Here is a 22,485-nt window from a genome sequence, read left to right as displayed (position 1 = left end):
CGCAGTCAGGCATTCTCTGCACGGCAGTCAGTCATCATGCGGCGGATACGACTAGTCGGCTATGCGCCGTAGTACTTGGCTTGTGCGTGCCAGAGCTGCCAGTACTTGCCCGCATGGTCGGCCACGAGCTGCTCGTGGCTGCCGGTCTGGACGATGCGTCCGTGGTCGAATACGGCGATCCGGTCGCAGAACCGGCACGAGGAGAGGCGGTGGCTGATGTACACGGCGGTCCGGTCCGTGGCGATCCGGTCGAACCCCGCGTAGATCGCGGCCTCCGCGACCGGGTCGAGGGCGGCGGTGGGCTCGTCGAGCACGATGAACGGGGCGTCCCTGTACAGGGCGCGGGCGATCGCGATCCGCTGGGCCTGTCCGCCGGACACGTCCACGCCGTGCGCGTCGAGCTCGCGGTACAGGGGCGTGCCGAGCCCGGCGGGCAGGCCGGCGAGCCGTCCGTCCGGGTCGGCGCGTTCCAGGCAGTCGCGCACGAGCGCGGGGTCGTAGCGGGCGCTTCCGGCCACGTTCTGGCCCAGGGGCAGGGCGAGGAGGCGGAAGTCCTGGAAGACGACGGAGAACAGGCGCATGTATTCGTCGTACCGGTATTTGCGGATGTCGATGCCGTTGAGGAGGATCTCGCCCTCGGTGGGGTCGTACAGGCGGGTGAGGAGCTTGATGAACGTGGTCTTGCCGGACCCGTTCTCGCCGACGACGGCGAGCCTGCCGCCGATGCGGAAGCGCAGGCTGACGTGGCGAAGGGCCCACGCGTCGGCGGGCGTGCCGGGGTAGCGGAAGGACACGTCGCGGAACTCGACGTCGTACTGGCGGTCCGCGCGTTTCTCCGTGGTCAGCGATCCCTGGTACATCAGGTTCGGCGTGTCCAGGAACCCGAACAAACGACGAAGGAACGGCCCGTTCGTCTTGACCTGCACGCCCATCTCGAACAGTTTCGAAACTCCGGCGAACATGGTGGTGATCGCGCCCACGTACTGGGTGACGGCTCCCACGCCGAACGCCCCGCCCAGCGCCTTGAGACACACGTATGCGTAGGCCACGCCGGTGATGAGCGATGTGAGCGCCACGCCTGCACCGAGCAGCGGGGCCATGCGCCGGTATAGGATGCGTCCGAACGGTCCGTGCAGGTCCCACGGCTCGTTGGCTTTCTGGAACGGCAGCGCCACTTCCTCGTACTGCCGGTAGATGCGCAGGTCCAGTGCGCGCCGGGCGTCACGGTACAGGTAGCCGAAGAACCGGAACACGCGGTTGCCGAACCGGCCTTCCTTGTCCAGAACGTCCCAATACCTCTCGCCCCGGGCGGATGCGGCCGTGGACGCCCATACGATTGCCAGAATGAGCCCTATGACTGCCGCTCCCGCCCACGGGCTGTCGAGCGCCGTGAGCCAGCCGGCTTCCGCGGTGTCCGGCACGGGCGTGGTGAACAGTGTGGCCGAGAGCCCTATGCCTCCGAGGACCCGGAATACCGCGGGCATGGAGGTCCTGTAGATCCACAGCGCGGTGCGTTGCCCTCGACCGGTGAGATGGTCGGTCTGCTGGATGCGTGTGACGGCGCTGATAGTGGACTCGTCGTCCACGAGCGGATAGTCCATGGTGAGCAGCTTGTCCGGAATCGTCTGGTATCCCGCGGGTTCGATCACGCCGTTTTCCGCGTTCTCCCAGTGTTTGGCGGCTGCTGACGCCAGCCCTAGCGCCAGACCGACAGTGAGGGTCAGCAGCACCCACATGCGCAGGCGTCCCGGGTCGCGCGCGCCGGCGAGCTCGTCGATCAGGCGCGCGGAAAACCAGATCGTCGCATAGGGGAATGCCGCGGTGAGCAGGGCGCTGACGGTCGTGGCGGCGAACCAGCCGGGCCGGTACCGCCGGTACAGGCCGAGGGCGCGCAGATTGAGCCGCCATGCCTCGCGGAACGTCGTGGACGTATCGGCTTCGTCCGCATCTTTCCCGGTCATCCCGGTCACGTTGTCCTTGGCCTCGGTTTGTGCATCTGCGCTCATCGCCGTACTCCTTCCTGCGGCTGTGGCGTCGGCCCGGTGCCGTTCGTCGCGTCGGACATGCCCGTCGTCCCGCCCGCGTCCGTCGCGTCGGCTTGTTTCCCCGCGGTGTTGTCCCGGTAGTATTTGCTTTGCACGGCGAACAGGCGTGCGTATTCGCCGCCGGCGGCGAGCAATTGCTCGTGGGTGCCCTGCTCGGCGATCCGCCCGTCCGCCAGGAGCACGATCCGGTCGCAGAACCGGGTCGAGGCCAGACGGTGCGAGATGAACACCGACGTGCGTCCCTCGGTCATGCGCGCGTAATGCCGGTAGATGTCGTCCTCCGCGATCGGGTCCAGGGCCGCGGTCGGCTCGTCCAATACCAGGATCGGCGCGTCGCGGTACAGGGCGCGGGCGAGCATGAGCCGCTGGACCTGCCCGCCGGACAGGTCCGTGCCGTCCTCGTACACCTCGCGCCCCAGGCGCGCGTCCAGGCCGCCCGGCAGGCGGTCCACGAGCCCAGTCAGGCCCGCGGCCGCAAGGCATTCGGCCACGCGCGCCCGGTCCATGCCCGTCACGCGCTGGGCGACGTTCTGCGCGATCGTGGAGTCCAGGACGCTGAACTCCTGGAACACGGCCGCGAACAGCCGGTAGTAGTCGCGCCGGTCGTAGTCGCGGATGTCCCTGCCGTCGAGCAGGACGCGGCCCGAGTCGGGGTCGAGCAGGCCGCAGGCGAGCTTGACGAGCGTGGTCTTGCCCGCCCCGTTGAGGCCGACCAGGGCGAGGCGCTCCCCGGCCCGGACCGTCAGGCTCAAATCGTGCAGCGTGTCCTCGGCGGCGCCCGGGTACCGGTAGGAGACGTGGTCGAGCCGGATCTCGTACGCGTGGCCGGGCGTACGTTGGATCGGGCGGCCGCCTGTGAGGTTGAAGGGTTCGGGCCAGTCGAGGAATTCGCGGATCTGGGCGATGTCCTGGCTTTCCCTGTTGAGTTCGCCGAACTGGTCGAGGATGCCGGTAATCCACGTGCCGAACCCGCTCACCGCCGTGAAATACAACAGGAACTGCGACGCACCCAGCCCCTGCGCCAGAGTCAGCCAGATCAGATACGCATACGCCACGCCGTTGCGTGCGAAGGTGAGCGTCACGTCGATCACGCTCGCCCACATGTACGCTCGTTCGCGTCTGGCGTAGAACGCCGCCAATGCGCGCAACGCCCCCGCGCGCAGCTCCAGAATCCATGGCAACATGCCGAAGATGCGAATGTCCTTCGCATACTCGCGTTTGTTGCCCAGATCGTTGAGGTACTCGAACCGTTTGATCGCGGTCTGCTCACTCTCGCGGTGCCGGTAACCCCACTCATGGATGCGCTTGCCGGAAAGGTAGCTGGTCGCCGCGGTGACCAGCACCACCGCCATCAGCCATGGATTCAGCCCGGACAGCACCGCCAGGTAGGCCGCGAATCCGAGCACGTTGGTGAGGATCTCGGTCCACGTGCCCCAGAACCTCTCGGTGGGTGCCCAGTTGCTGTTGCACGCGTCGCTGCACTTGCGCTCCGCAGCGCGAAACGCGGGATCCAGCGTGTTGACGTACGAGGTGCCCGCCACCTTGCGCCCGATGCTCCACAGCAGTTCGTCGCGCACGGCGGCGCGGTCGAACACCTTGCACGTGTCGAGATACTCGTGCACTCCATTCAGCGCTACGAGCACGGCCGTGAACCCTGCGATCGCGAGTAGCGTTCCGTCCGCCGTCGCACGCGTTTCGATGCGCTGCAGGATCACCGGCGCGATGAACAGTTCCGTGACCGTCATGCCGGCGGCGGCGACCGCCATGGCCGTGACGGCGAACGGAACGCCGCGAGCCACCCGCCACGCGAGGGACAGCATGAACCGGGTGTTGCTCCACATGCTGTACCGCGGTTTGCCCTCGCGGCATCCGGCGCCGGTATTGCAATCATCGCGGTCCTCCGTGCTGCTGTGCGTTGCCATGACCGCCTCCTTTCCGCGTTGAGTCCAGTTCTAACGCGGAAAGCGGGGAAGCGCCGGCCGCCGGGGACGAAACGCACGAATTCGGGGACGAACTGCATGCCGGGGCGTCGCCCGTCGGCGTGTCGGATCGGCAGCCGTCACTCCTGCGGCAGCAGAATCTCCGTGGTGAACGCCCCCGCCTCCGAGTTTCGGCTCAGATACCCGCCGGCATCCTCCACTATCTGGTCGATGTGCACCAGTCCGAAGCCGTGTCCCTCGCCGCCCTTGGTGGTGGGGAACAGCCCGCCCGTCTTGCGCTGCTTGCCTTCCGAAGCCGCATTGGTGAACGAGATGTACAGTTGCGGGCCCTTCATGTCCATGTACACGCGGATCATCCGCTCGGATTCGGGCAGCGCCGCGTTCGCCTCGATAGCATTGTCGAACAGGTTGCCGAGCACGCAGCACAGGTCCAGCTCGGAAATCCTCAGCTTGATGGGAATGCGGGCGTCCACGCGCGCGTCTATGCCGTGCGCCTTCGCCAGCGACACCTTGCTGTTGAGGATCGCGTCGGCCATGGCATTGCCGGATTTGATGGGCGTGTCCAGTTCCTTGAGCTTGGTGTCGAGCCCGTCCAGATAGCTGCGGATCGCGGCGAGGTCCCCGTTCGCCGCCAGCACCTTGAGTGTCTGGATGTGATTGCGGTAGTCGTGCCGCCAGATGCGCATCTGCCGGTACATGTTCTCCACTTCGCGGTAGTGCGTGTCCAAAAGCTCGCGCTGGTATGCGGCCAGTGCCTTGTCGGCCTTGCTGCGGCCGAAGAGTTTCGGAAGCCTCATGCAGCCATCACGTCCTTTCGATGATCGCCCGGTTGAGTGGCTCGTACGCGCCGCGCGGCAGCCGCAGCGTCTCCCCGCCCGTCAGTTCCACGGCGGTCCGGGTAACCCGTCGGATGCGCCGCAGGTTCACGATCAGCCCCCGTCCGGCACGGAAGAACTCCGTCCCCAGTTCGTCCGCGAACTCGCTGAGCGACCGCTTAACCGTGTATTCGCGCGCCGCGTGGACGGTTACGTAGTTCTGCCGTACGTCCAGATAGCGTATCGTCTCCAGCGGGATGCGCACCACGCCCTCCGCGTACTGCAAATTCAGGCATCGTTCGCTCTGCCGCAGCCGTTCCGCGGCCCGGTCCAGCACCGCGAACAGCTTGTGCGCGTCCACCGGTTTCATGAGGTAGTGCAGGGCCTCCACATCGTACCCCTCGGCGATGTAGTCCGAGTATCCGGTGACGAACACGATCTGCGTGCGCTCGCCGGCGTCCGTACGCCGCACGGTCTTCGCGAGCTCCATGCCGTCCATCGACCTCGGTCCGCCCATTTCAATGTCCAGCAGCAGGATGTCGTAGTCCTGCCGCTCCTCGTAGCGGGAAAGCAGCCGTTCGGCGGAGGGAAACACCTCGGTTTCGACCTCCGCCGAACGTTCGCCGGCCCACCGCCCTACCAGCGACCGCACATACTCGGCGTCCACGTCACTGTCGTCGCAGATGGCGATGCGGTACGGCATGCTGGGCTCCTTTCCTCGCTCATATCTTAGTGCCGCGCGGAATGGTCACGCCGCCGAATGCACGCCGGTCAGCTCATGTGGTACACTGTCTACTTGTGCATTCGCGCCGTTGCGCGAGGCTTACTGCGGATGTAGTTCATCGGTAGAACGAAAGCTTCCCAAGCTTTAAAGGCGGGTTCGACTCCCGTCATCCGCTCCACAGATGCAGATAGCCTCGATTCCGGCTCGCATCGACGGTTTGCGGAACATCGGAATCGAGGCTATTCGTAAGGTTCGAACGCGCTCCTACTGTTCTACTGCTTGTTGGCGGTATCGGTAGCGGAAGTTGCGGAAGGCGGCAATTCGCCCTTGATGGCCCAGTCGGGGAATCGCTGCTGCTGGTCCATGGCCATGAGCTCTCCCACGGTCACGAACTCGTAGCCCTGCGCCTTCAGATCATCGATGATGCTCGGCAAAGCCTCAATGTCCTGCTCGCGGTTGCCGCCACCGGTGTGCATGAGCGCGATGGCACCGTTGTGGGCTTCCTTGAGCACGGTGTCGTGAATGGCCTGAGCGCCGGGCATCTTCCAGTCGAGCGTGTCGATGTCCCACAGCACGTTGGTGGAGAGCATATCTCCCACGCGGTCCCAGTCCTTGTTGGTGAAGGCGCCGTAAGGGGAGCGGAACATGCGCGAATTCACGCCGGACTGCTCGAGCCCGTCGAATCCGGCGGTGAGCTCCGAGCGGATCGCGTCGTCGCTGAGCTTGGGCAGGAACGGATGCGTGTTGGAATGGCTGCCCACCTGATGTCCCTCATCCACCATGCGCTGAACGACGCTCTTCATTTCCGCCGACTGCGTGCCGATGTTGAAGAACGTGACGTGCACGCCCTTCTCCTTGAAGATGTCGAGCATCGGAACGGTGTACTGGCTGGGACCGTCGTCGAACGTGAGCGCGATGACCTTCCTGTCCGAGGGCACGTGCGGCGTGAGTGCGGTGATCTGTTCGTCCACCGGCTCCTTGGTCACGCCCTTGTCCACGGTTTCGCCGGACACCTTGCCCACCCACGTTTCCTTGGTGCCGTCGGATCCGGGCAGATGCAGCTGGATGATGCCGCCGGTGACGATGTTGGTGGCCTTCTTGGCGTGCGGGATGGCTTCCACCTTGGCTTCGTGGTCCTCGTCCTTGTCGGTGCCGTTGGTGAGCGTAATCTCGTCCTGCTCCTTGAGCCGTGTGGAGGCGAGCTTGTCCTCCGGCACGTCCGTGCCGTTGAGCGCAACCTCCACGGGGTTGCCTACCTGCCCGTCGATTACCTTGCCGGTCACGGAGATGAGCCGTCCGGGCGTTTTGCCGAAGTAGGCGTTGTCGTCGAGGATGGTTTTGAGCGACTGACCGTTGCGGATGGTGACGACCTTGCCGTCCACCAGCACCGGGTACATCCGCAGATTGTTGTACCAGTACCATCCGCCGCCCCCGCCGAGCCCGGCGAGGACGAGGATCACCGCGAGCACGATAGCCACGATTTTGCCCGCCGAACGTTTGCCGCCGACGCGTTTGCCCGGACGCGGTCCGTAGGCGCTACCGTTGAAATCCAGTTCCTGTACGTCGCCGTCCGACACGCCCTCCAGCTGATGCTCCATGCGGGCGTCGTTCTCTTCGTCGTTTCCAGTCAACTCCGATCCTTTCTACCGCTCACATTCTATGGGGTGCCAAGGTGAAACGTGCCGACGAATCTACAGTGCCGCCCCGATGAGCGCCCAGCCGAGCGCCACGCACGCTAGGGGTGCGAGCATGGTTGCGGCCAGATAGATGCCGGCCATGGTGCGGTTGCCGCCGCGCGCCAGGGTCACGATCTCGTTGATTGCCGTGGAGAACGTGGAGAACCCGCCGAGGAATCCGGTGACGAACAGCAGGTACGTGGGGCTGGCGACCGCCGCGTGCGCATAGGCGCCGGCGGCGAGTCCTGCGCAGAATGTGGCGATGAGGTTGATCACGAACGTGGCGAGCGGGAACGACCGGTGCCATTGCCGTTTGATGGACACGGTAAGCACGAACCGTGCCACGGCTCCCAGTCCTCCGCACGCGCATACGCCCAGAAACAGTACGATCATCGTTCCGTCTCCTCGTCCTTGCGCCGCTCGTTGACCTCGGTCACGATGCGTCCGAAGTTCGGCGCGTCGTCGTCGGTCTCGCCCACAACGTGGGGGATGACGACCGGCTTTGGCGTCGTGTCGTCCGGCGCAGGAGCTTGCTCCGGCGCGTCGGCCGGTCCCGCCGCAGGCACGTCCGTTTCCGCTTCGGGAACGTCGTCGGGTTCCATTACGACGGTGGCTTCCGGCTCGGTGGACTCTGCCGCGGGAGCCGGCTCCGTTACGTCGGCCAGTTCGGCCACATCGGGCTTCGTCTCGGCGATCTCGGATTCCGCCACGGGCTCGGGCACGGGAGCCGGCTCTGCCGCGGGAGTCGCCGTAGCGGAGCCCGAGCCGCCCTCCGCCGTTACGGTTGGCGCAGTAGGCTCTACGGCATCCCGGGATTCGGGCTCCGCCGCGGATTCCTCCCGGAACGACGGGAATACCAGTGCCGGTAGCGGGGCGGTTGGATTCGTCTCCGCATGATCGGATCCGCCGTTCAGCAGGTCCAGCCCGCTGCCTGCCTTACGGCTTGCGGACACCCGCATAGGCTGCCTGGCAAATACCTCGGTCGGAGCTTCCGCCACAGGCCCGCTTACCGGCGGCGCGAAGGATTCATCCCTCGGACTGAGATTTCCATCATCGGCCGGATGGGCCGCCAGAAACGCGTCGGCGGACGCATCGGCGTCCTCCACGGTGATCGGAATGTCCCCCGTGGTGCTGCCGGCGTTCGCCGCGTCCTGCAGCCGGTGCAGGAGCGCGCGTCGCGCGGTGAGCGCCAGTCCCAGTCGGGCGCCTGCATAGGCCAGTGCCAGACCGCATGCGAAGCTCATGATTTCGTAGAACGCCACGCCGAGGAAGTTGCCGCCGTGCCAGGCGAGCAGCTCTTCGATCACCAGTGCACTCAGCGTGGAGAATCCGCCGCACATGCCCATGCCCACGCCGCGGTTGACGAGCTCGCGCCTGCGCGCGGGAATCCATGCGGCTTGGCCCATCGCTGCCGTCAGGCAGGCGAAGATGAAGCAGGCGAGCATGTTGGCCGTGAAGGTGGCCGTGTGGAAGGCGGAAAGGAAACCGGTTTCCGTGGCCGGCCGGGGGATGAGCAGGCTCAGTCCGTAGCGCATGGCCGTGCCGAGGAACCCGCCCAGAAACACCACCACGTACAGCAGTGGGTCCATCAGCGGATCGCCGCCGGAGTCTGCGCGTGCCGTGGCCGATCGGGCTCCGGGCACAGGTACCACTGGAGTGACGATGGTGGGCGCGTCGGTGTAATCGGATGGTGATGGTGTCATGGGCATGCCGTGTTCCTTGCGGGTTGATGTGCCCCGCCGTGAAGTCAAAAACCGCCGAACGCGTATGGCGCCGGCGGTTTGCTGCTAGTCGGTCAGAGAGTGGATTTGAATGATGTGGTCGCGCTGCGGGCCGGTGCCGATCACGGAGATGCGGCAGTTGCTGATCTCCTCGAGGCGCTTCACGTAGGCCTGGCAAGTGTCCGGCAGATCCTCGAAGCGGTGCACCTGGGAGATGTCCTCGGTCCAGCCCGGCATGGTCTCGTATATCGGTTTGGCGGCGGTGAATGCGGCCTGATCGGTGGGCATATCGTCGTAGCGGGTCACGGTGCCGTCCGCGTTCTCGACCTCGTAGGCCACGCAGATCGGGATTTCCTTGAGACCGGTGAGCACGTCGAGCTTGGTGAGCACGATGTCCGTCAGGCCGTTGACCTGGGATGCGTAGCGGGTCACCACGGCGTCGAACCAGCCGCAGCGGCGCGGGCGTCCGGTGGTCACGCCGTATTCGTGGCCCTGCGCGCGCAGCCAGTCGCCTTCCCCTCCGAACTGTTCGGTGGGGAACGGGCCCTCGCCCACGCGGGTCACGTACGCCTTGGCCACGCCGATCACGCGGTCGATCTTGGTCGGTCCCACGCCGGTGCCCGTGCAGGCGCCGCCGGCGGTCGGGTTGGAGGAGGTGACGAACGGGTAGGTGCCGTGGTCCACGTCGAGCATGGTGGCCTGACCGCCTTCGAACAGCACGGTCTTGCCTTCGTCGAGCGCCTTGTTGAGAATGAGCGACGTGTTGGCCACGTACGGCTTGAGGCGTTCGCCCAGTCGCAACAGCTCGTCGGTGGTCTGGTCCACGTCGATCGGCCGGCGGTTGTAGAGCTTGACGAGCATCTGGTTCTTCTGGTGCAGGCTGGCCTCCACCTTGTCGTGCAGGTGGTCGGCGTTGAACAGGTCGTGCACGCGGATGCCCACGCGGTTGATCTTGTCCGCGTATGCCGGGCCGATGCCGCGGCCGGTGGTACCGATCTTGTGCTTGCCCAGGAACCGCTCGGTCACCTTGTCGATCACGCGGTGGTAGGGGGCGATGATGTGCGCGGCCTCGCTCACCAGCAGGCGGGAGCAGTCCACGCCGCGGCTGGTCAGGCCGTCGATCTCCTGGAAGAGCACCTCGACGTCCACCACCACGCCGTTGCCGATCACCGGGGTGACGGTGGGGGAGATGATGCCGGAGGGCAGCAGGTGCAGTGCGTACGTCTCGTCGCCGACCACCACCGTGTGGCCCGCATTGTTGCCGCCGTTGAAGCGGGCGACGTAGTCCACCTTGGTGCCGATGAGGTCCGTGGCCTTGCCCTTGCCCTCATCGCCCCACTGTGCGCCGATCAACACGATTCCAGGCATGATGCACCTCCGCAGCCGTGTGTATGCCTTGTGATTAAGCCGCCTTACAGCCTACCGCGAGCCCTAAACCGACCCGTTGCCCGGCTCAGTCGGTCTGCGCCGGCGTGGTATCCGGACCGAACAGCAGCTGGTGCACGGCGTCGTTCATGCGGGTGGTTTCGCCCAGCTTGACCCGCATGGGCACCAGATCGGCCACTACGCCTGCGGGCCCGTGCGGTTCCGTGGCGTCGTCGCCGTGCATCTCCGCGATCATGCGCTGCGCCACCACGCCGGTCAGGGCCTTGAAATCCTGCAGGATCGACGTGATCCTCATGCCGGCCAGATCGGTCACGTACGTGCCGTCGTACGCCATGATCTGCATGTGGTCGGGTACGCGCACGCCGCGGCGCAGCGCCTCCTGCACGCAGAACGCGGCGGCCATGTCCGGTGCCACGATCGCGTCCGCATCCGGGAATCGTTCGAACGCCTCTCTCGCCACGGTCTCGTATGTGGCGAAGTCGCTCACGTCCGGTACTTCGAGATAGTTCCAGCGAATGCCGGCCATGTCCAGCGTGCGCTCGAACGCCAAGTGGTAGCGCACGGGCGGGAAGGTGGTGTGCTCGCCCGTCATCTCGGTCGACGGCAGATCGTTGTATTGCGACCGCGGTCCGCCTATCTCCACCACGTTGCGCACTCCGGTGAGCGCGAACATCGTGGCGGCCAGCTCGCCGCCCTGCTCGTGGTCGGAGCCGATGGAGGGGATGGAGGCGCCCAGATAGCGGTCGAAGGCGACGATCGGCCTGCGGATGGACGTCCAGTAGTCGGTCGGGTGCGCGGTGTGTCCCATCATGATCAGACCGTCCATCATGTGCCGGCGCAGCATGTCCACGTACTGGTCCTCGCCGGTGCCCATGTCGGCCGTGGAGCAGATGATCGTGCGGTATCCGGCCTCGAACAGCCGGCCTTGCAATCCGGCTACGAGCGTGGCGAAGAACGGGTGCCGAATGGTCGGCACGATCGTCCCCACCACGTTGGTGCGGTCGTGGTACAGGTTGCGGGCCAGCTCGTTGGGCACATAGTTGAGCGACTTCATGGCCGCCTGCACCTTGGCGCGCATCTGATCCGACACGTACCCGTTGCCGTTAACCACCAGCGATACCGTACTCAGCGATACCCCGGCCTTGCGGGCCACGTCTCGCATTCCCACCATTGCGACCACCTCCTTTGCGTCTGTCGTCCCCATACTACTCGAACCGGTTCGCGTGGCATGTGCCCGCCAAAAGTTGCATATTCGCCCCTCTCAGTCTCCATTCGAGGGCTGTTCACGCCCGAATCTGCAACTTTTGGCAGCGCCGTGGCACGCCGGCAAGATCGAGTCTGCGACGAACCAGCGCAGGCGAGTGGATGACTTCGTTGAACGTAAAGCGTACAAAGACCGTATTGCCCAGTAGCCGCAGGTCGCCCTCGCGCTCCTTTTCCGCAAGAACGGTGTCGATGGCGTCTGCGCCTTTGACCATGCTCGGATTCACGTATTTTTCCCTGCCGTCCAGTTCTCCGATGATGGTTGTGCCGTCAGCGCCGGTCCATTTGAAGTCCGTGCGCCAGAGGCGATGGCTCACGGGATCGACGATTTCATACTGCAATTCCGGCGTCTCGTATCCCCAGATCAGCATCCACGCCCGTGCAATGGACTCGCCGCCGTTCTCGCTTCTTGGATCGGCGTGCGCGGCTACCAGCCGTGCCTGTTCAACACCTTTATATCCGGCGTGCTCGTCGATGAACGCCAGCAGTGAGTCGGCTGCAAGCCCATATAGGCGCATTGCCGCGTCACAGATGGCCAGTGCCAGCGGAAAGCGCAATGTACGGATGCAATCGAACACGGTCTGCATGAGTGAGGTGACGCGGATGCCGTCCCGAACTACGGCGCATATGCGTGTGAGATGGTGAAATTGGAAATATGACCGGTTGCGGGTGCAGGTATGGTCGTCGACGGCAATGTGCACGCGATCGTGCATCGTGTAGGTGCCGTGCAGCTTCCAGACGGCTGCGGCGCTGAGCTGGCATAATGGCCAATTTGGATGCTGGTCCACCACCGCGCGGAGCACGTGCATGATGCGCTGCCAGTAGGTGAGCGAAGCCCAATAGGCCGGCCGCGCGAACAGATCGTTGCGTACGGCGATCAGTTCTCCGCGCGCCAGACGTCCGTTGATGACTCGCTTGAGTGCCCGGTCGCGCGTCCACAGACATGCCTGCGCCTGTTCCGCTGCCGCCAGCGCCTGTTCCAGTTTGTTGCTTCGCCTCATGCTGAAACGCTATGTGACGGCCGGCGTGGCAGAAAAGCTCGACCGGGCATTGTGGACGAACGTGCCCCCGCATTCATGATTTGGGCGTGTCGTGCGCCCACTTATCCACAGAGCACAGTCGTGCACGGCTGTGTACAGCCGTATGCCGCCAAAAGTTGCATATTCGAGCGTGAAAAGCCCCCGCCGACGCATTGATGCGCCCGGATATGCAACTTTTGGCGGCATAGGTGCTCAGCGCGCGCGAGCTCGTGCGCGGTTCACGGCGTCCCGCGCGGAGCCGGCCCCGTCCCCGCGCACGCCGAACAGCACAATGAGCAGCTGTACGAACACGATGAACGCGCTCACGCGCAGCGTCCACTGCGTGCCGAAGATGGAGGCGAGGATCGCATTGTCTCCGTTGGACTGCGCCGCCAGATGGCTCAGCGTTTCCATGAGGATCACCAGCACGGGGGCGCCTACTGCGCCGGCGATCTGCCGCACGGTGTTGGTGACCGCGGAGCCAGCCGAGACCTCGGACGGCTCAAGGCAGTTGAGCGACCATGTGGTGATGGGCATGATGATGAATCCCATGCCGATCTGCCGCACGAACTGCCAGATGGAGATCCACCAGATCCACGTGTCCGTGTCGATCAGGCTCATCATGATCGTGCCGAACAGCAGGATGATCGTGCCGGACAGCGCCACGGGCCGTGCGCCGAGCCGGTCGAGCAGCTTGCCCCCGTAATACTGGGAGATGCACATGCCGAACGCGCCGGGCATCATCACCAGTCCGCTGACGGTGGCGGAGAAGCCGCGATCGTCCTGAATGTACAGCGGCATGATCACCATGATCGAGCTGAATGCGAAGAAGCTCAGCGCCGCGCAGATGGTGCCGGTGGTGAAACTGCGGTTCTTGAGCACGCCCAAATTGAGCAACGGCGGTTGGGCGGTCCCGTCCGAGGCAGTGTAGCGCTGCGCCCCGCGCAACTGACGCGCCACAAACCACACGATGCCCACCACGCCCACGAGCATCGCGAGCCACACCATCGGATGTGACGCCGGGAACGCCTCGATGTTGGTGAAGCCGAACATGAGACCGCCGAATCCGAACACGGACAGCGCCACGGAGAAGAAGTCGGCCTTCGCGGTCGCGTCGTTTTCCCCGAAATCGCGCAGCCACAGCGCCGCCATGGTCAGGCATGCCACGCCGATCACGGTGAGCGTGAGGAAGATGGACCGCCAGCCGAACGTGTCGGTCTGCATGCCGCCGATGGTGGGTCCGAGCGCCGGCGCCACGCTCATGGCCATGCCCACCGTGCCCATGGCCATGCCTCGGCGCGAGAGGGGGTAGATGGAGAAGACGGTGATCTGCAGCACGGGCCACATCACGCCGGTGCCCACGGCCTCCAGCAGACGGCCGAGCAGCACGAGCAGGAACGACGAGCCGACCCATCCCAGCGCGGACCCTACGGTGAACACCGCCATGGATGCGATCACGATCTGTCTGGTGGAGAACCGGCGGGTCAGGAACGCGGTGAGCGGCACCATCACGCCCATCACCAGCTGGAAGATGGAGGTGAGCCACTGCCCGGTGGTCACGGAAATGTTGAATTCGGAGACGATGGTGGGCAGGGCCGCGCTCAGCTGCAGCTGCGTGAAGTTGCCCACGAACGTGATGAACGTCAGGATGGCGAGCGAGGCGAAGGCCGCGTGGGTGAGGTGACCGTCAACGTACGATTCCTCGCTGGAAAGCCGCTGCCGTTGCACTGTCTGTTTCGCCATGTCATCATCGCCTTCTGGTCCGTGTACGCGGTCAGTCTATCCGCGCCCGTGGAGATGGACGACGGTTGAATCGGCAAGGGGACAAATGCGCGACGTAGGGGGTATAGTGCATAGCAGAGGCGTAAGCCAACCATGAGAGCAGTAGTACAAGAGGGGCGCACCGTAATGGCGTTGACAAGCGGCGAAACGGCAGAACAGGCAGCGGAGGGGCCGAGCGGAGGCCGCCGGAGGTCGAACATGCTCCGCAATGCCTACCAGATCAACAGCGTCCAGTACTGGCGCATGTTCCTCAACATGGCGTTGGGTTTCGCGGACGCCGCCATGTACATCATCGCCGGCGCCACGGTGCTGCTGTTGCGCAACGAGTCGCATGCCTTTTATTCCATGCGCATGTTCTTCAGCATGGACGTGTCCGTCTATCTGCTCATGTGCGCCGCGTTCTGGGTGTGGTCGCTGCGCTCGGTGGGCGTCTACCACCGCCATGTGATGGGTGACGGCTACCAGCTCAACATGCTGCTCATCAAGGGCATGGTGGTGTGCTGGGTGATCCAGTGCGCCCTCAACTTCATCTTCGGCTTCGAGCTCACGCTCGTCTCGCTCACCATCGCGGTGATGGCCGCTTGGGCGCTTACCGTGGTGGAGCGCATGATCAGCCGCCGCATCATTACCGGCAGCAGGCAGAAGGGCGCGTACGCGTATGCCACGGTGCTGATCGGCTCTCCGGAGGGCATTGGTCGCATGCTGAGCTTCCTTGCCCAGCGCCGTCAGCTCAACTACCGGCCCGTGGCCGTATGCCCCATTCAGGTGCATCCGCAGAGCGGTCTGATTCGCCCGGTTACGGATCCGCAGGTGCTCACCGAGCTTGACGCGCAGGTGATGAAGCATTGGGGCGCGTCCCTGCCGGTTATCGCCTACGAGGACCACACGCTGGCCGAGCACATCGTGGATGCCGGTGCACAGACCGTTATGGTGTGCGACGTGATGACCCGCTATTCGGAGAACTACAACACGTTCTCCGTGCGCATGGAGAGCCTTGGTCTGGAGGTGGCCATGCTCGCCTCCGCCGCGGACACGAGCAACCATGAGTTGCAGGTGCGTTCCATTCAGGGCACTACGATCATCACGCAGCGCCTGTCCCAGTACACGCCGCTCAACGCGTTCTTCAAGCGCTTGTTCGACATTGTGGTCTCCAGTCTGGCCATCGTCTGTTCCGCCATCATCACCATCCCGGTGGCCATTGCCATCAAGGTGACGGACGGAGGCCCGGTGTTCTACACGCAGACGCGCATCGGGCTGCGTGGCAAGCCGTTCAAGATGTACAAGTTCCGTTCCATGGTGGTCAACGCGGACGAGCTCAAGAAGAAGCTTGCGGCGGAGACCGGCCAGACCGATCGCTTCATCTTCAAGATGAAGAACGATCCGCGCATCACGCCGGTGGGCCATTTCATCCGCCGCTTCTCCATCGACGAGCTGCCCCAGTTCCTCAACGTGTTCATGGGGGACATGTCCGCCGTGGGGCCGCGTCCGCCGCTGCCGGAGGAGTACGCCCGTTACAATCAGGTGTACGCCACGCGCATGCTGGTCAAGCCCGGCATCACCGGCCCGTGGCAGGTGTCCGGCCGGTCCGACCTGTCCGAGGAGGAAAGCGAGGCTCTGGACGTGGCCTACGTGCAGAACTGGAGCGTTCTGGGAGACATTGTGTTCCTGTTCCGTACCGTGGGCGCCGTGCTGAGCCATAAGGGAGCCTACTGATGACGAATCCTTCTGCCAATGATCCGCTTAACCCTCCGAAGCCGCCGATCGGCCTTGCTCCGATTCCTGCCACTCCGGTGGCTTCCGCCCCGCAGGGTGCGGAAAGTACCGACAACTATGTGGAGCACATTGACGAGGCCACGCCGATCGTTCAGCCGGACATTGACCCGGCCGTGCTTGCGGCGGATGCCGCTGCCGCCGAGCACCATTCGCATCGCCGTCGCATGAGCCCGGAACATATTCGCCGCATCAAGCGGCGCAAGCGTCGTCGCCGCATTCTGATCGGCATTCTGGTGCTCGTTGTGGTGCTCATTGCGCTCGCCGGATGGTTCGTTGCCAGCGCCCTCAAGGCCAAGACCGAGGTGGAGGCCGCCGTGGCGCAGGCTTCCGGCATCCAGTCGCAGGTGATGGGCGGGGATACCGCCGCCGCCAAGGCCAGCATCGAGCAGTTCGGCCAGCATATTGACGCCACCTATGCGCAGACCAAGAGCCCGGTGTGGGCGCTCGCCTCGCTGGTGCCTCACTACGGTTCGGACGTGAAGGCCGTGCGCCAGACCGTGGAAATCCTGGAGGACGTGAGCAACAATGCCCTCCCCAAGCTCGCCAGTTCCGTGGATGGATTGAACCTGAGCCAGATCGGCATTCGCGATGGTGCTGTGGACCTTGGCAGCATGGCGTCCGTGGCCGATGAGCTGACCGCCGCCAACAAGGTGATCGCCGACGCCAACGTGAAGTTCGGCAACGTCTCCGGTACCACCATTCCGCAGCTCACGGATGCGCTTGCCTCCGCCAAGGCCCAGTTCGGCGAGCTCGCCTCCACTGTGGATCTCGGTACCCGCGTGGCCAACCTCATGCCTGCCATGTTCGACCTCGGCCCCGGCAATGCGCCCAACGACGGCAAGGTTCGTACCTATCTGGTCATTGCGCAGAACAATGCGGAGCTGCGTGCCACTGGCGGCATCTTCGGTTCGTGGGGCGTGCTCACCGTGGACGGCGGCAAGCTCACCATGGGCGCGTTCAGCCCCGCGCAGGTGCCGCCGGTGCCCGGTTCTCCCGTGGTGCAGCTCACGCCAGAGGAGAAGTCGCTGTTCACCGAGAAGATGGCCACCTACCAGCAGGATCCAGATTTCACCCCGGATTTCTCGCGCGCTGCGGAAATCGCAGCCGCCATGTGGAAGAACCTCAACAACCAGGCTGTGGATGGCGTGATCAGCATTGATCCGGTGTTCCTGCAAAGTCTGCTGAACGTGACAGGCCCGGTTACCTTGGCCGACGGTTCCCAGCTCAACGGCCAGAACACCGTACAGACCCTGCTGCATGACACGTATTTTACGAAGCTTTCCGGCAGGGCTCAGGATGCGTTCTTCTCTTCTGCCGCCACCAGTATCTTCAACCATCTCATCACATCCGCCGGCGGCAACAACGCTGCACTCGTCAAGGCGGTGCAGAGTGCCGTCAGCAACCGGCACGTTTACCTGTGGACCGCTCACGAGGATGAGCAGCAGCAGATTGACGGTACGGCCATTTCCGGCACGCTTATCACCAATCCGAGCAAACCCGTCGCTGGCGTCTACTTCAACGACGGCACCATGGGCAAAATGGACTGGTACCTCAAACGCGAGGTCAGCTACGAGTACGACCAGACGTACCCCACCGGCGCCAAGCAGTACACCGTGCACATCAAACTGACCAACACGGCCGATCCGAACGAGGTGGCGTCCTTCCCGAAGGATGTACTTGGTTTTGATGAGCAAGGTGCGTCCCGCCACGGAGAGATCGATACGGTCGCATATGTCTATGCGCCTGCGGATGGCCGCTTGGTGGACTGGCAATTCACCGGTGCCGGTACGGGCGATGGCAACTTCGACAGTATCGCCGTGCACAATGAGCTGACCGTTGGCGTTAAAGGCGTTACCCTGCAGCCGGGAGAGTCGTTTGAGGCCACTATCCATGTGACCACATCGCCCATCGTGGCTGCAGATGATGAGATGATTTTGCGCCAAACCCCCCTGCTGAAGTAGACGGAATGGAACAGGCGATAGACTAAGGAAAGAATTTCGTGGCGGATGAGGTTCCCCCTAACTGCCCGGGTATGAGGATTGGAGTTGAGTTTTGGCTACCACTGAAAACGCTGAGAATGACGTCATTACCATTGACGTCCTTGGGGCCATCAAAAAGCATATCATCACCACGGTGGTTACTCTTGTGGTGGTGTTTGCTGCAGTGGCGGGTTATACGTTCACCCGCACTCCGCAGTATACGGCGTCCGCCCAGTTGTTGGCCACGTACAAGGGCAGCAGTACGCAGGACACGACCGCGAATTCCTTCAATTCCGGTGCAAGCTACATTGAGTCGCAGATCGCCACCTACCCCGAGCTGGTGAAGACCGAAGCTGTACTGCAGCCGGTCATCACGGATCTGGGACTCAACACCACTGTGGATGATCTGGCGAAGCAGGTCACTGCTTCCAATCCCACGGACACCATGCTGGTGGAGATCAGCGTGGATGATCCGAGCCCCAAGAATGCGTCCAACATCGCCAACAGCGTGGCCACCAGCTTGCAAAAGCAGATCACCACCACCTTGTATAGCGACGAGGGCGAAAAGATCGTCTCCCCAGTGAATCTGCAGATTGTGCAGCGGGCGTACGTGCCGGCCAATCCGAGCTCTCCGAACACGAAGATGAATCTTGCCATCGGATTGGTGGGCGGCATTGTCTTGGGCATTGTGGCCGCTGTGGTCAAGGATCTCCTAGACCGTCGCGTGCGTCAGACTTCGGACGTGCAGGCCATTGTGGACGACGTGCCTGTGCTGGGAACCCTGTCCAACAGCGAGACATTCTCCGGCAAGGCCCCGGTCATTATTGCCAAGCCAGCGTCTCCGGAGGCGGAGGAGATCCGCCGCCTCCGCACCAATCTGTCTTTCGCGTTGCCGGAGAATAACCTGTCCAACGTAATCGTGGTCACCTCTGCCACCCAGCACGAGGGCAAGACCACCACCAGCGTGAACCTCGCCACCGCGTTTGCGGAAGCCGGCAGCAGTGTGCTGCTCATTGATGCGGACGTGCGCAGCCCTTCCGTGGCCTCCCAGCTCGGCATCGAGGGCAATGTAGGCCTGACGCATCTGCTCGCCGGCAAGCTGTCCGCTCAGGACGCCATTCAGCGCTACTGGAAGCCGAACTTCCACGTGCTGCCCGCAGGCAAGCAGACCATGAACCCGAGCATCATGCTCAACTCCCGTGCCATGAAGTCGCTCATCGCTCAGGTGGCCGGCCACTACGACCATGTGATCATCGACACGGCCCCCATGCGCGTAGCCAATGACGCCGCAGTGTTCGTGAAGGAAGGCGGCGAGTTGCTGCTGGTGGTAGGCCTTGGCGTGGCAGAAAAGAAGCAACTGCGCACCACCGTTCAGGAGCTCAGAACCTTGGAGATCGAGACCGCCGGCCTGTCCCTCAACTTCGCTGAAAGCGACAAGAAGAAGGACGAGTACTACTACTATTACGGTTCCGATGACAAGGGCGGCGAAGGCAAGTCTGACGGCAAGAAGCACAAAAAGGCCTGACAGCATCGTATACGGTCCGGGTTTCCGCTCGAGATGACGAGTGGGAACCCGGACTTTTTGCATTAGGCGCTTGCCTAACCAACGGAAAATTTGCCATGATATCTGGAGTTATCTATAATTATCTATAGATATCTAGCCTTATTTTAGTTTATTTGGGGGAGACGATGGAGCAGCAGCCGCCTTTGCAAGCGTTGAATCCGTTCATGCCGGGAGCCGGCTTGCAGCCGCCTGCGTTGGTTGGGCGTGCCGGTGAACTGGAGCATATGGACCGCATGGTGGCACGTACCAAACTGGGACTTCTCAACAGAGGCGTGATGCTGTATGGGTTGCGTGGCATAGGGAAAACCGTGCTTTTGCTGCGTATGCGCTCCATTGCCGAGCAGCAGCATATTGCCACCATCAAGATTGAGGCCAGCGCGGACGCCGGTAAAGTATATGACGCCTTGTTCCGCGATATTCCCATGGCGATTGCTCGTATTGGCAAGCCTGATCTTCGGAAGAAGATTGGCGGTGTATTTGCCCATGTGGAGTCGATCTCCTTTGACTTCATGGGTGTGAAGGCCGATGCCGGGTTCAAGGGCAAAGAGTCGTATCGTACGGAGTCATATCGTCTGCAATTGCTGATTGAAGGCATTTGCCGGGAACTGCAAAAAGCCAATTCAGGACTGTACTTGTTTGTTGATGAGATGCAGGAAATGAATGATGCTCCGCTCGGGGATCTGATCACCATCCAACATGAAATGGGCCAGCAGAATCTGCCATTTTACATTATTGGCGCGGGACTCCCAGATCTCCCCGGAGTTCTTGCCAAATCCCGGTCTTACGCCGAACGGCTGTTTGACTATCGTGAGATTGATCGGTTGGATGATGTTGCCACACGAGAGGGGTTTCAAGAGCCTGCACGCAAGAGCGGACGCCCGTTCAGCGGAGATTCGTTGGATCGGCTGGTTGACCTGTCTCAAGGCTATCCGTATTTTATTCAGGCATATGGAGCGGCAACGTGGAATGCATCGGACTCCAATCCAATTAGCGGTGATGCCGTTGACCGCGGTAAAGCTGAGGCATTGCGAATGCTAGACCATGGATTGTATATGTCCCGTTGGCAAAAGGCCACCGAGGCTGGACGCATGTATTTGCGCATCATGGCAGATCTCTCTGACGGCCCCGTACGTACGGCGGATGTGGCTCAACGGTTCCGCAGCCGAGGGTCCGCCGCCAGCGCACGCGCCTCTCTCATCTCCGACGGCCTGATCTACTCCTCCGGTTACGGCCAAGTGGCCTTTTCCGTGCCCCGCATGGCCGAATTCGTTCGCCGAGCTATGCCGGAGGTGGAACAGCCATATGATGGCAGGAGATAGCGGATGGATAAGGCCCGATTTTTTGCGCACTTTAGTTTGGGCTTGAGGTGAAGGGGCATGGCCCGCATCTGTTTAGCTTCAGCGGATAGTTGACGCATGTGTCGGGGCATGCTTGACGGTATGTCCTGGGGCATGGTTGACGGTTTCGGGTGGTGACAATGGTGTATGGACACGTATTCATCATCGGCCGGCGCCGGCGCCGGCGGCATCATCACACCCGACGCGGCGTCCCGGGGCGACATGCTGCGCAATCGCTCCATCATCGCGGCCGTCAGGGGCGGGGGCCCGTCGCCTCCGCGGCCCGACGATACGGGGTGTCACGGCAATGGGCCCACGCGTGGTAGTGCCCGGATTCTTGCGCACTTTGGTCTTCGCTCGGCTGTGACGATGATCGGTTCGCTGCCGGTACGGTCTCACCGAGTCGGGACATGTCGAGGTAGCGGCGCGTCGACCACTCGCTCGAGGTGACGTAGCGGACGCGCGCGCAGACGAGCATCAACGCGCTCCTGCCGTCCGGGAACGAGCCGACCACGCGCGTGCGCCGCCTGATCTCGCGGTTCAATCGTTCGATCATGTTGTTCGTGCGGATGCGACGCCGGTGCTCCCTCGGATAGTCGTCAAGCAGGTAGGTCGTGGTCTCCCCGATGCCCTCGCGCAGGCATGTGGCGGCCTCCTTGAGCTTCCTCGAGTCCATCTCCCCGGCGACGGACTCGGCCTTCTCCAGCGCCTTGTCGCGTGATTCCATGGAGAACACGGCCTTGAGCGCGTCCGCGGCCCATTCCCGGTTCCCGGGGTTGACCCTGGCGAGGATATTGCGTTCGAAATGCACCATGCACCGCCGGTGGCGGGCGCCGGGCAGCAGCTCGTTCACCGCGGCCACGAGCCCCGCGCACCGGTCGCCGGTCACCAATCTCACGCCCTTGAGGCCGCGTGCGAGCATGCCGGTGATGAACCCACGCCAGCTGTCCGCGTCCTCCTTCATGCCCTCCGCCACGGCGAGCACCTCCCTGTGGCCGTCCAGACGCACGCCGATGGCGACCGGCACGCCCGCGTTCTCGACCGAGCCGCCCCAGCATCGCTTGTGCCACACTCCGTCCATGAACACGTACGGGTACTCCTGTTCCAACGGGCGCTCCCTCCACGCGTCGATATCCGCGTAGATGCGCTTGAGCTTGTCGGAAAGCGTCTGCGAGGGCATGCGGTCGCCCCACAGGAGCTGGCCGGCGTCATCGACCTGACGCGTGCTCACGCCGGCCAGGTACATGTCGATCAGCGCCTCCCCGGGCGCTCTCCTCGCGCCGCCGGTAGCGTCCGAATCACGGCCGACTCGAACACCGCACCCTTCAGCTTCGGCACCCTCAGGCTCATTTTGTGTTTTGTCAAGTTGGTGTCCGCGTTGTGTGCAGTGTTTTTCCGCAGTGTGGGCAGCGGGTTTTCCGCAGTGTGTGCGGTATTGGATGTGGCCGCTGCCTGTCTGCG

The 22,485-nt window shown here is 63.4% G+C and carries 15 protein-coding genes, 1 tRNA gene and 1 pseudogene; 5 read left to right on the top strand and 12 right to left on the bottom strand.

Annotated features, from left to right (window positions below; all coding sequences use genetic code 11):
- Positions 1-59 precede the first annotated feature (59 nt).
- The 4 genes from AC1AZA_RS08415 to AC1AZA_RS08400 form a co-directional block, all read right to left on the bottom strand.
- On the bottom strand, positions 60-2,006 hold the full coding sequence (locus tag AC1AZA_RS08415; RefSeq protein WP_476514214.1) for an ABC transporter ATP-binding protein: 1,947 nt from the start codon (positions 2,004-2,006) through the stop codon (positions 60-62).
- Complete coding sequence (locus tag AC1AZA_RS08410) at positions 2,003-3,967, bottom strand: ABC transporter ATP-binding protein (protein ID WP_476514213.1); 1,965 nt, start codon at positions 3,965-3,967, stop codon at positions 2,003-2,005. The genes AC1AZA_RS08415 and AC1AZA_RS08410 overlap by 4 nt, the downstream gene beginning before the upstream one ends.
- Positions 3,968-4,104: 137 nt before the next feature.
- Positions 4,105-4,782, bottom strand: coding sequence for a sensor histidine kinase (locus tag AC1AZA_RS08405; protein WP_476514212.1), 678 nt, complete (start codon positions 4,780-4,782; stop codon positions 4,105-4,107).
- Positions 4,783-4,789: 7 nt separating this feature from the next.
- A complete protein-coding gene (locus AC1AZA_RS08400; protein WP_476514211.1) occupies positions 4,790-5,503 on the bottom strand; it encodes a LytR/AlgR family response regulator transcription factor in 714 nt (237 codons plus the stop codon).
- Positions 5,504-5,628: 125 nt separating this feature from the next.
- Here AC1AZA_RS08400 and AC1AZA_RS08395 point away from each other — a divergent pair.
- Positions 5,629-5,702, top strand: a tRNA-Gly gene (locus AC1AZA_RS08395).
- Between the two features lie 94 nt (positions 5,703-5,796).
- Here the strand turns inward: AC1AZA_RS08395 and AC1AZA_RS08390 are convergent.
- The 7 genes from AC1AZA_RS08390 to AC1AZA_RS08360 form a co-directional block, all read right to left on the bottom strand.
- Complete coding sequence (locus AC1AZA_RS08390; RefSeq protein ID WP_476514210.1) at positions 5,797-7,155, bottom strand: polysaccharide deacetylase family protein; 1,359 nt, start codon at positions 7,153-7,155, stop codon at positions 5,797-5,799.
- Positions 7,156-7,215: 60 nt separating this feature from the next.
- Positions 7,216-7,593, bottom strand: a complete 378-nt coding sequence (locus AC1AZA_RS08385; protein ID WP_476514209.1) for a fluoride efflux transporter FluC — start codon at positions 7,591-7,593, stop codon at positions 7,216-7,218.
- Positions 7,590-8,903, bottom strand: coding sequence for a fluoride efflux transporter FluC (locus AC1AZA_RS08380; RefSeq protein WP_476514208.1), 1,314 nt, complete (start codon positions 8,901-8,903; stop codon positions 7,590-7,592). Before AC1AZA_RS08380 ends, AC1AZA_RS08385 begins: the two co-directional genes overlap by 4 nt.
- Before the next feature lie 84 nt (positions 8,904-8,987).
- Positions 8,988-10,289: an adenylosuccinate synthase gene (locus AC1AZA_RS08375; protein WP_476514207.1), complete on the bottom strand. Its 1,302-nt coding sequence runs from the start codon at positions 10,287-10,289 to the stop codon at positions 8,988-8,990.
- An 85-nt stretch (positions 10,290-10,374) separates the two neighbouring features.
- Positions 10,375-11,478 carry a LacI family DNA-binding transcriptional regulator gene (locus tag AC1AZA_RS08370; protein ID WP_476514206.1) on the bottom strand — a complete coding sequence of 368 codons (1,104 nt, stop codon included), beginning with the start codon at positions 11,476-11,478 and terminating at the stop codon, positions 10,375-10,377.
- Between the two features lie 112 nt (positions 11,479-11,590).
- Positions 11,591-12,571, bottom strand: coding sequence for a hypothetical protein (locus AC1AZA_RS08365; RefSeq protein ID WP_476514205.1), 981 nt, complete (start codon positions 12,569-12,571; stop codon positions 11,591-11,593).
- 231 nt (positions 12,572-12,802) lie between these two features.
- Positions 12,803-14,332 carry an MDR family MFS transporter gene (locus AC1AZA_RS08360; protein ID WP_476514204.1) on the bottom strand — a complete coding sequence of 510 codons (1,530 nt, stop codon included), beginning with the start codon at positions 14,330-14,332 and terminating at the stop codon, positions 12,803-12,805.
- Positions 14,333-14,497: 165 nt separating this feature from the next.
- Here AC1AZA_RS08360 and AC1AZA_RS08355 point away from each other — a divergent pair, with 165 nt between their 5' ends.
- From AC1AZA_RS08355 to AC1AZA_RS08340, 4 genes are all read left to right on the top strand, one after another.
- Positions 14,498-16,084 (top strand): sugar transferase, encoded by a 1,587-nt coding sequence (locus AC1AZA_RS08355; RefSeq protein ID WP_476514203.1) that lies wholly within the window; start codon positions 14,498-14,500, stop codon positions 16,082-16,084.
- Positions 16,084-18,105 (top strand): DUF4012 domain-containing protein, encoded by a 2,022-nt coding sequence (locus AC1AZA_RS08350; RefSeq protein ID WP_476514202.1) that lies wholly within the window; start codon positions 16,084-16,086, stop codon positions 18,103-18,105. The genes AC1AZA_RS08355 and AC1AZA_RS08350 overlap by 1 nt, the downstream gene beginning before the upstream one ends.
- Before the next feature lie 91 nt (positions 18,106-18,196).
- Positions 18,197-19,648, top strand: a complete 1,452-nt coding sequence (locus tag AC1AZA_RS08345; RefSeq protein ID WP_476514201.1) for a tyrosine-protein kinase domain-containing protein — start codon at positions 18,197-18,199, stop codon at positions 19,646-19,648.
- A gap of 164 nt (positions 19,649-19,812) precedes the next feature.
- Entirely contained in the window at positions 19,813-21,006 is a 1,194-nt protein-coding gene (locus AC1AZA_RS08340; protein ID WP_476514200.1) for an AAA family ATPase, read from the top strand.
- Between the two features lie 394 nt (positions 21,007-21,400).
- Here the strand turns inward: AC1AZA_RS08340 and AC1AZA_RS08335 are convergent.
- Positions 21,401-22,368: pseudogene (locus AC1AZA_RS08335) on the bottom strand (IS256 family transposase); the annotation flags it as partial.
- Positions 22,369-22,485: the final 117 nt, after the last annotated feature.

Source organism: Bifidobacterium sp. LH_389 (assembly GCF_056357235.1).
Note: the sequence above shows the minus strand (reverse complement) of the source record. Positions and strands in the feature narration are given on the sequence as shown.

Coding starts and splice junctions, on each gene's coding strand:
- AC1AZA_RS08415 (WP_476514214.1), bottom strand. CDS start 2,006: ATGAGCGCAGATGCACAAACCGAGGCCAAGGACAACGTGACCGGGATG.
- AC1AZA_RS08410 (WP_476514213.1), bottom strand. CDS start 3,967: ATGGCAACGCACAGCAGCACGGAGGACCGCGATGATTGCAATACCGGC.
- AC1AZA_RS08405 (WP_476514212.1), bottom strand. CDS start 4,782: ATGAGGCTTCCGAAACTCTTCGGCCGCAGCAAGGCCGACAAGGCACTG.
- AC1AZA_RS08400 (WP_476514211.1), bottom strand. CDS start 5,503: ATGCCGTACCGCATCGCCATCTGCGACGACAGTGACGTGGACGCCGAG.
- AC1AZA_RS08385 (WP_476514209.1), bottom strand. CDS start 7,593: ATGATCGTACTGTTTCTGGGCGTATGCGCGTGCGGAGGACTGGGAGCC.
- AC1AZA_RS08380 (WP_476514208.1), bottom strand. CDS start 8,903: ATGACACCATCACCATCCGATTACACCGACGCGCCCACCATCGTCACT.
- AC1AZA_RS08375 (WP_476514207.1), bottom strand. CDS start 10,289: ATGCCTGGAATCGTGTTGATCGGCGCACAGTGGGGCGATGAGGGCAAG.
- AC1AZA_RS08370 (WP_476514206.1), bottom strand. CDS start 11,478: ATGGTGGGAATGCGAGACGTGGCCCGCAAGGCCGGGGTATCGCTGAGT.
- AC1AZA_RS08365 (WP_476514205.1), bottom strand. CDS start 12,571: ATGAGGCGAAGCAACAAACTGGAACAGGCGCTGGCGGCAGCGGAACAG.
- AC1AZA_RS08360 (WP_476514204.1), bottom strand. CDS start 14,332: ATGGCGAAACAGACAGTGCAACGGCAGCGGCTTTCCAGCGAGGAATCG.
- AC1AZA_RS08355 (WP_476514203.1), top strand. CDS start 14,498: ATGGCGTTGACAAGCGGCGAAACGGCAGAACAGGCAGCGGAGGGGCCG.
- AC1AZA_RS08350 (WP_476514202.1), top strand. CDS start 16,084: ATGACGAATCCTTCTGCCAATGATCCGCTTAACCCTCCGAAGCCGCCG.
- AC1AZA_RS08340 (WP_476514200.1), top strand. CDS start 19,813: ATGGAGCAGCAGCCGCCTTTGCAAGCGTTGAATCCGTTCATGCCGGGA.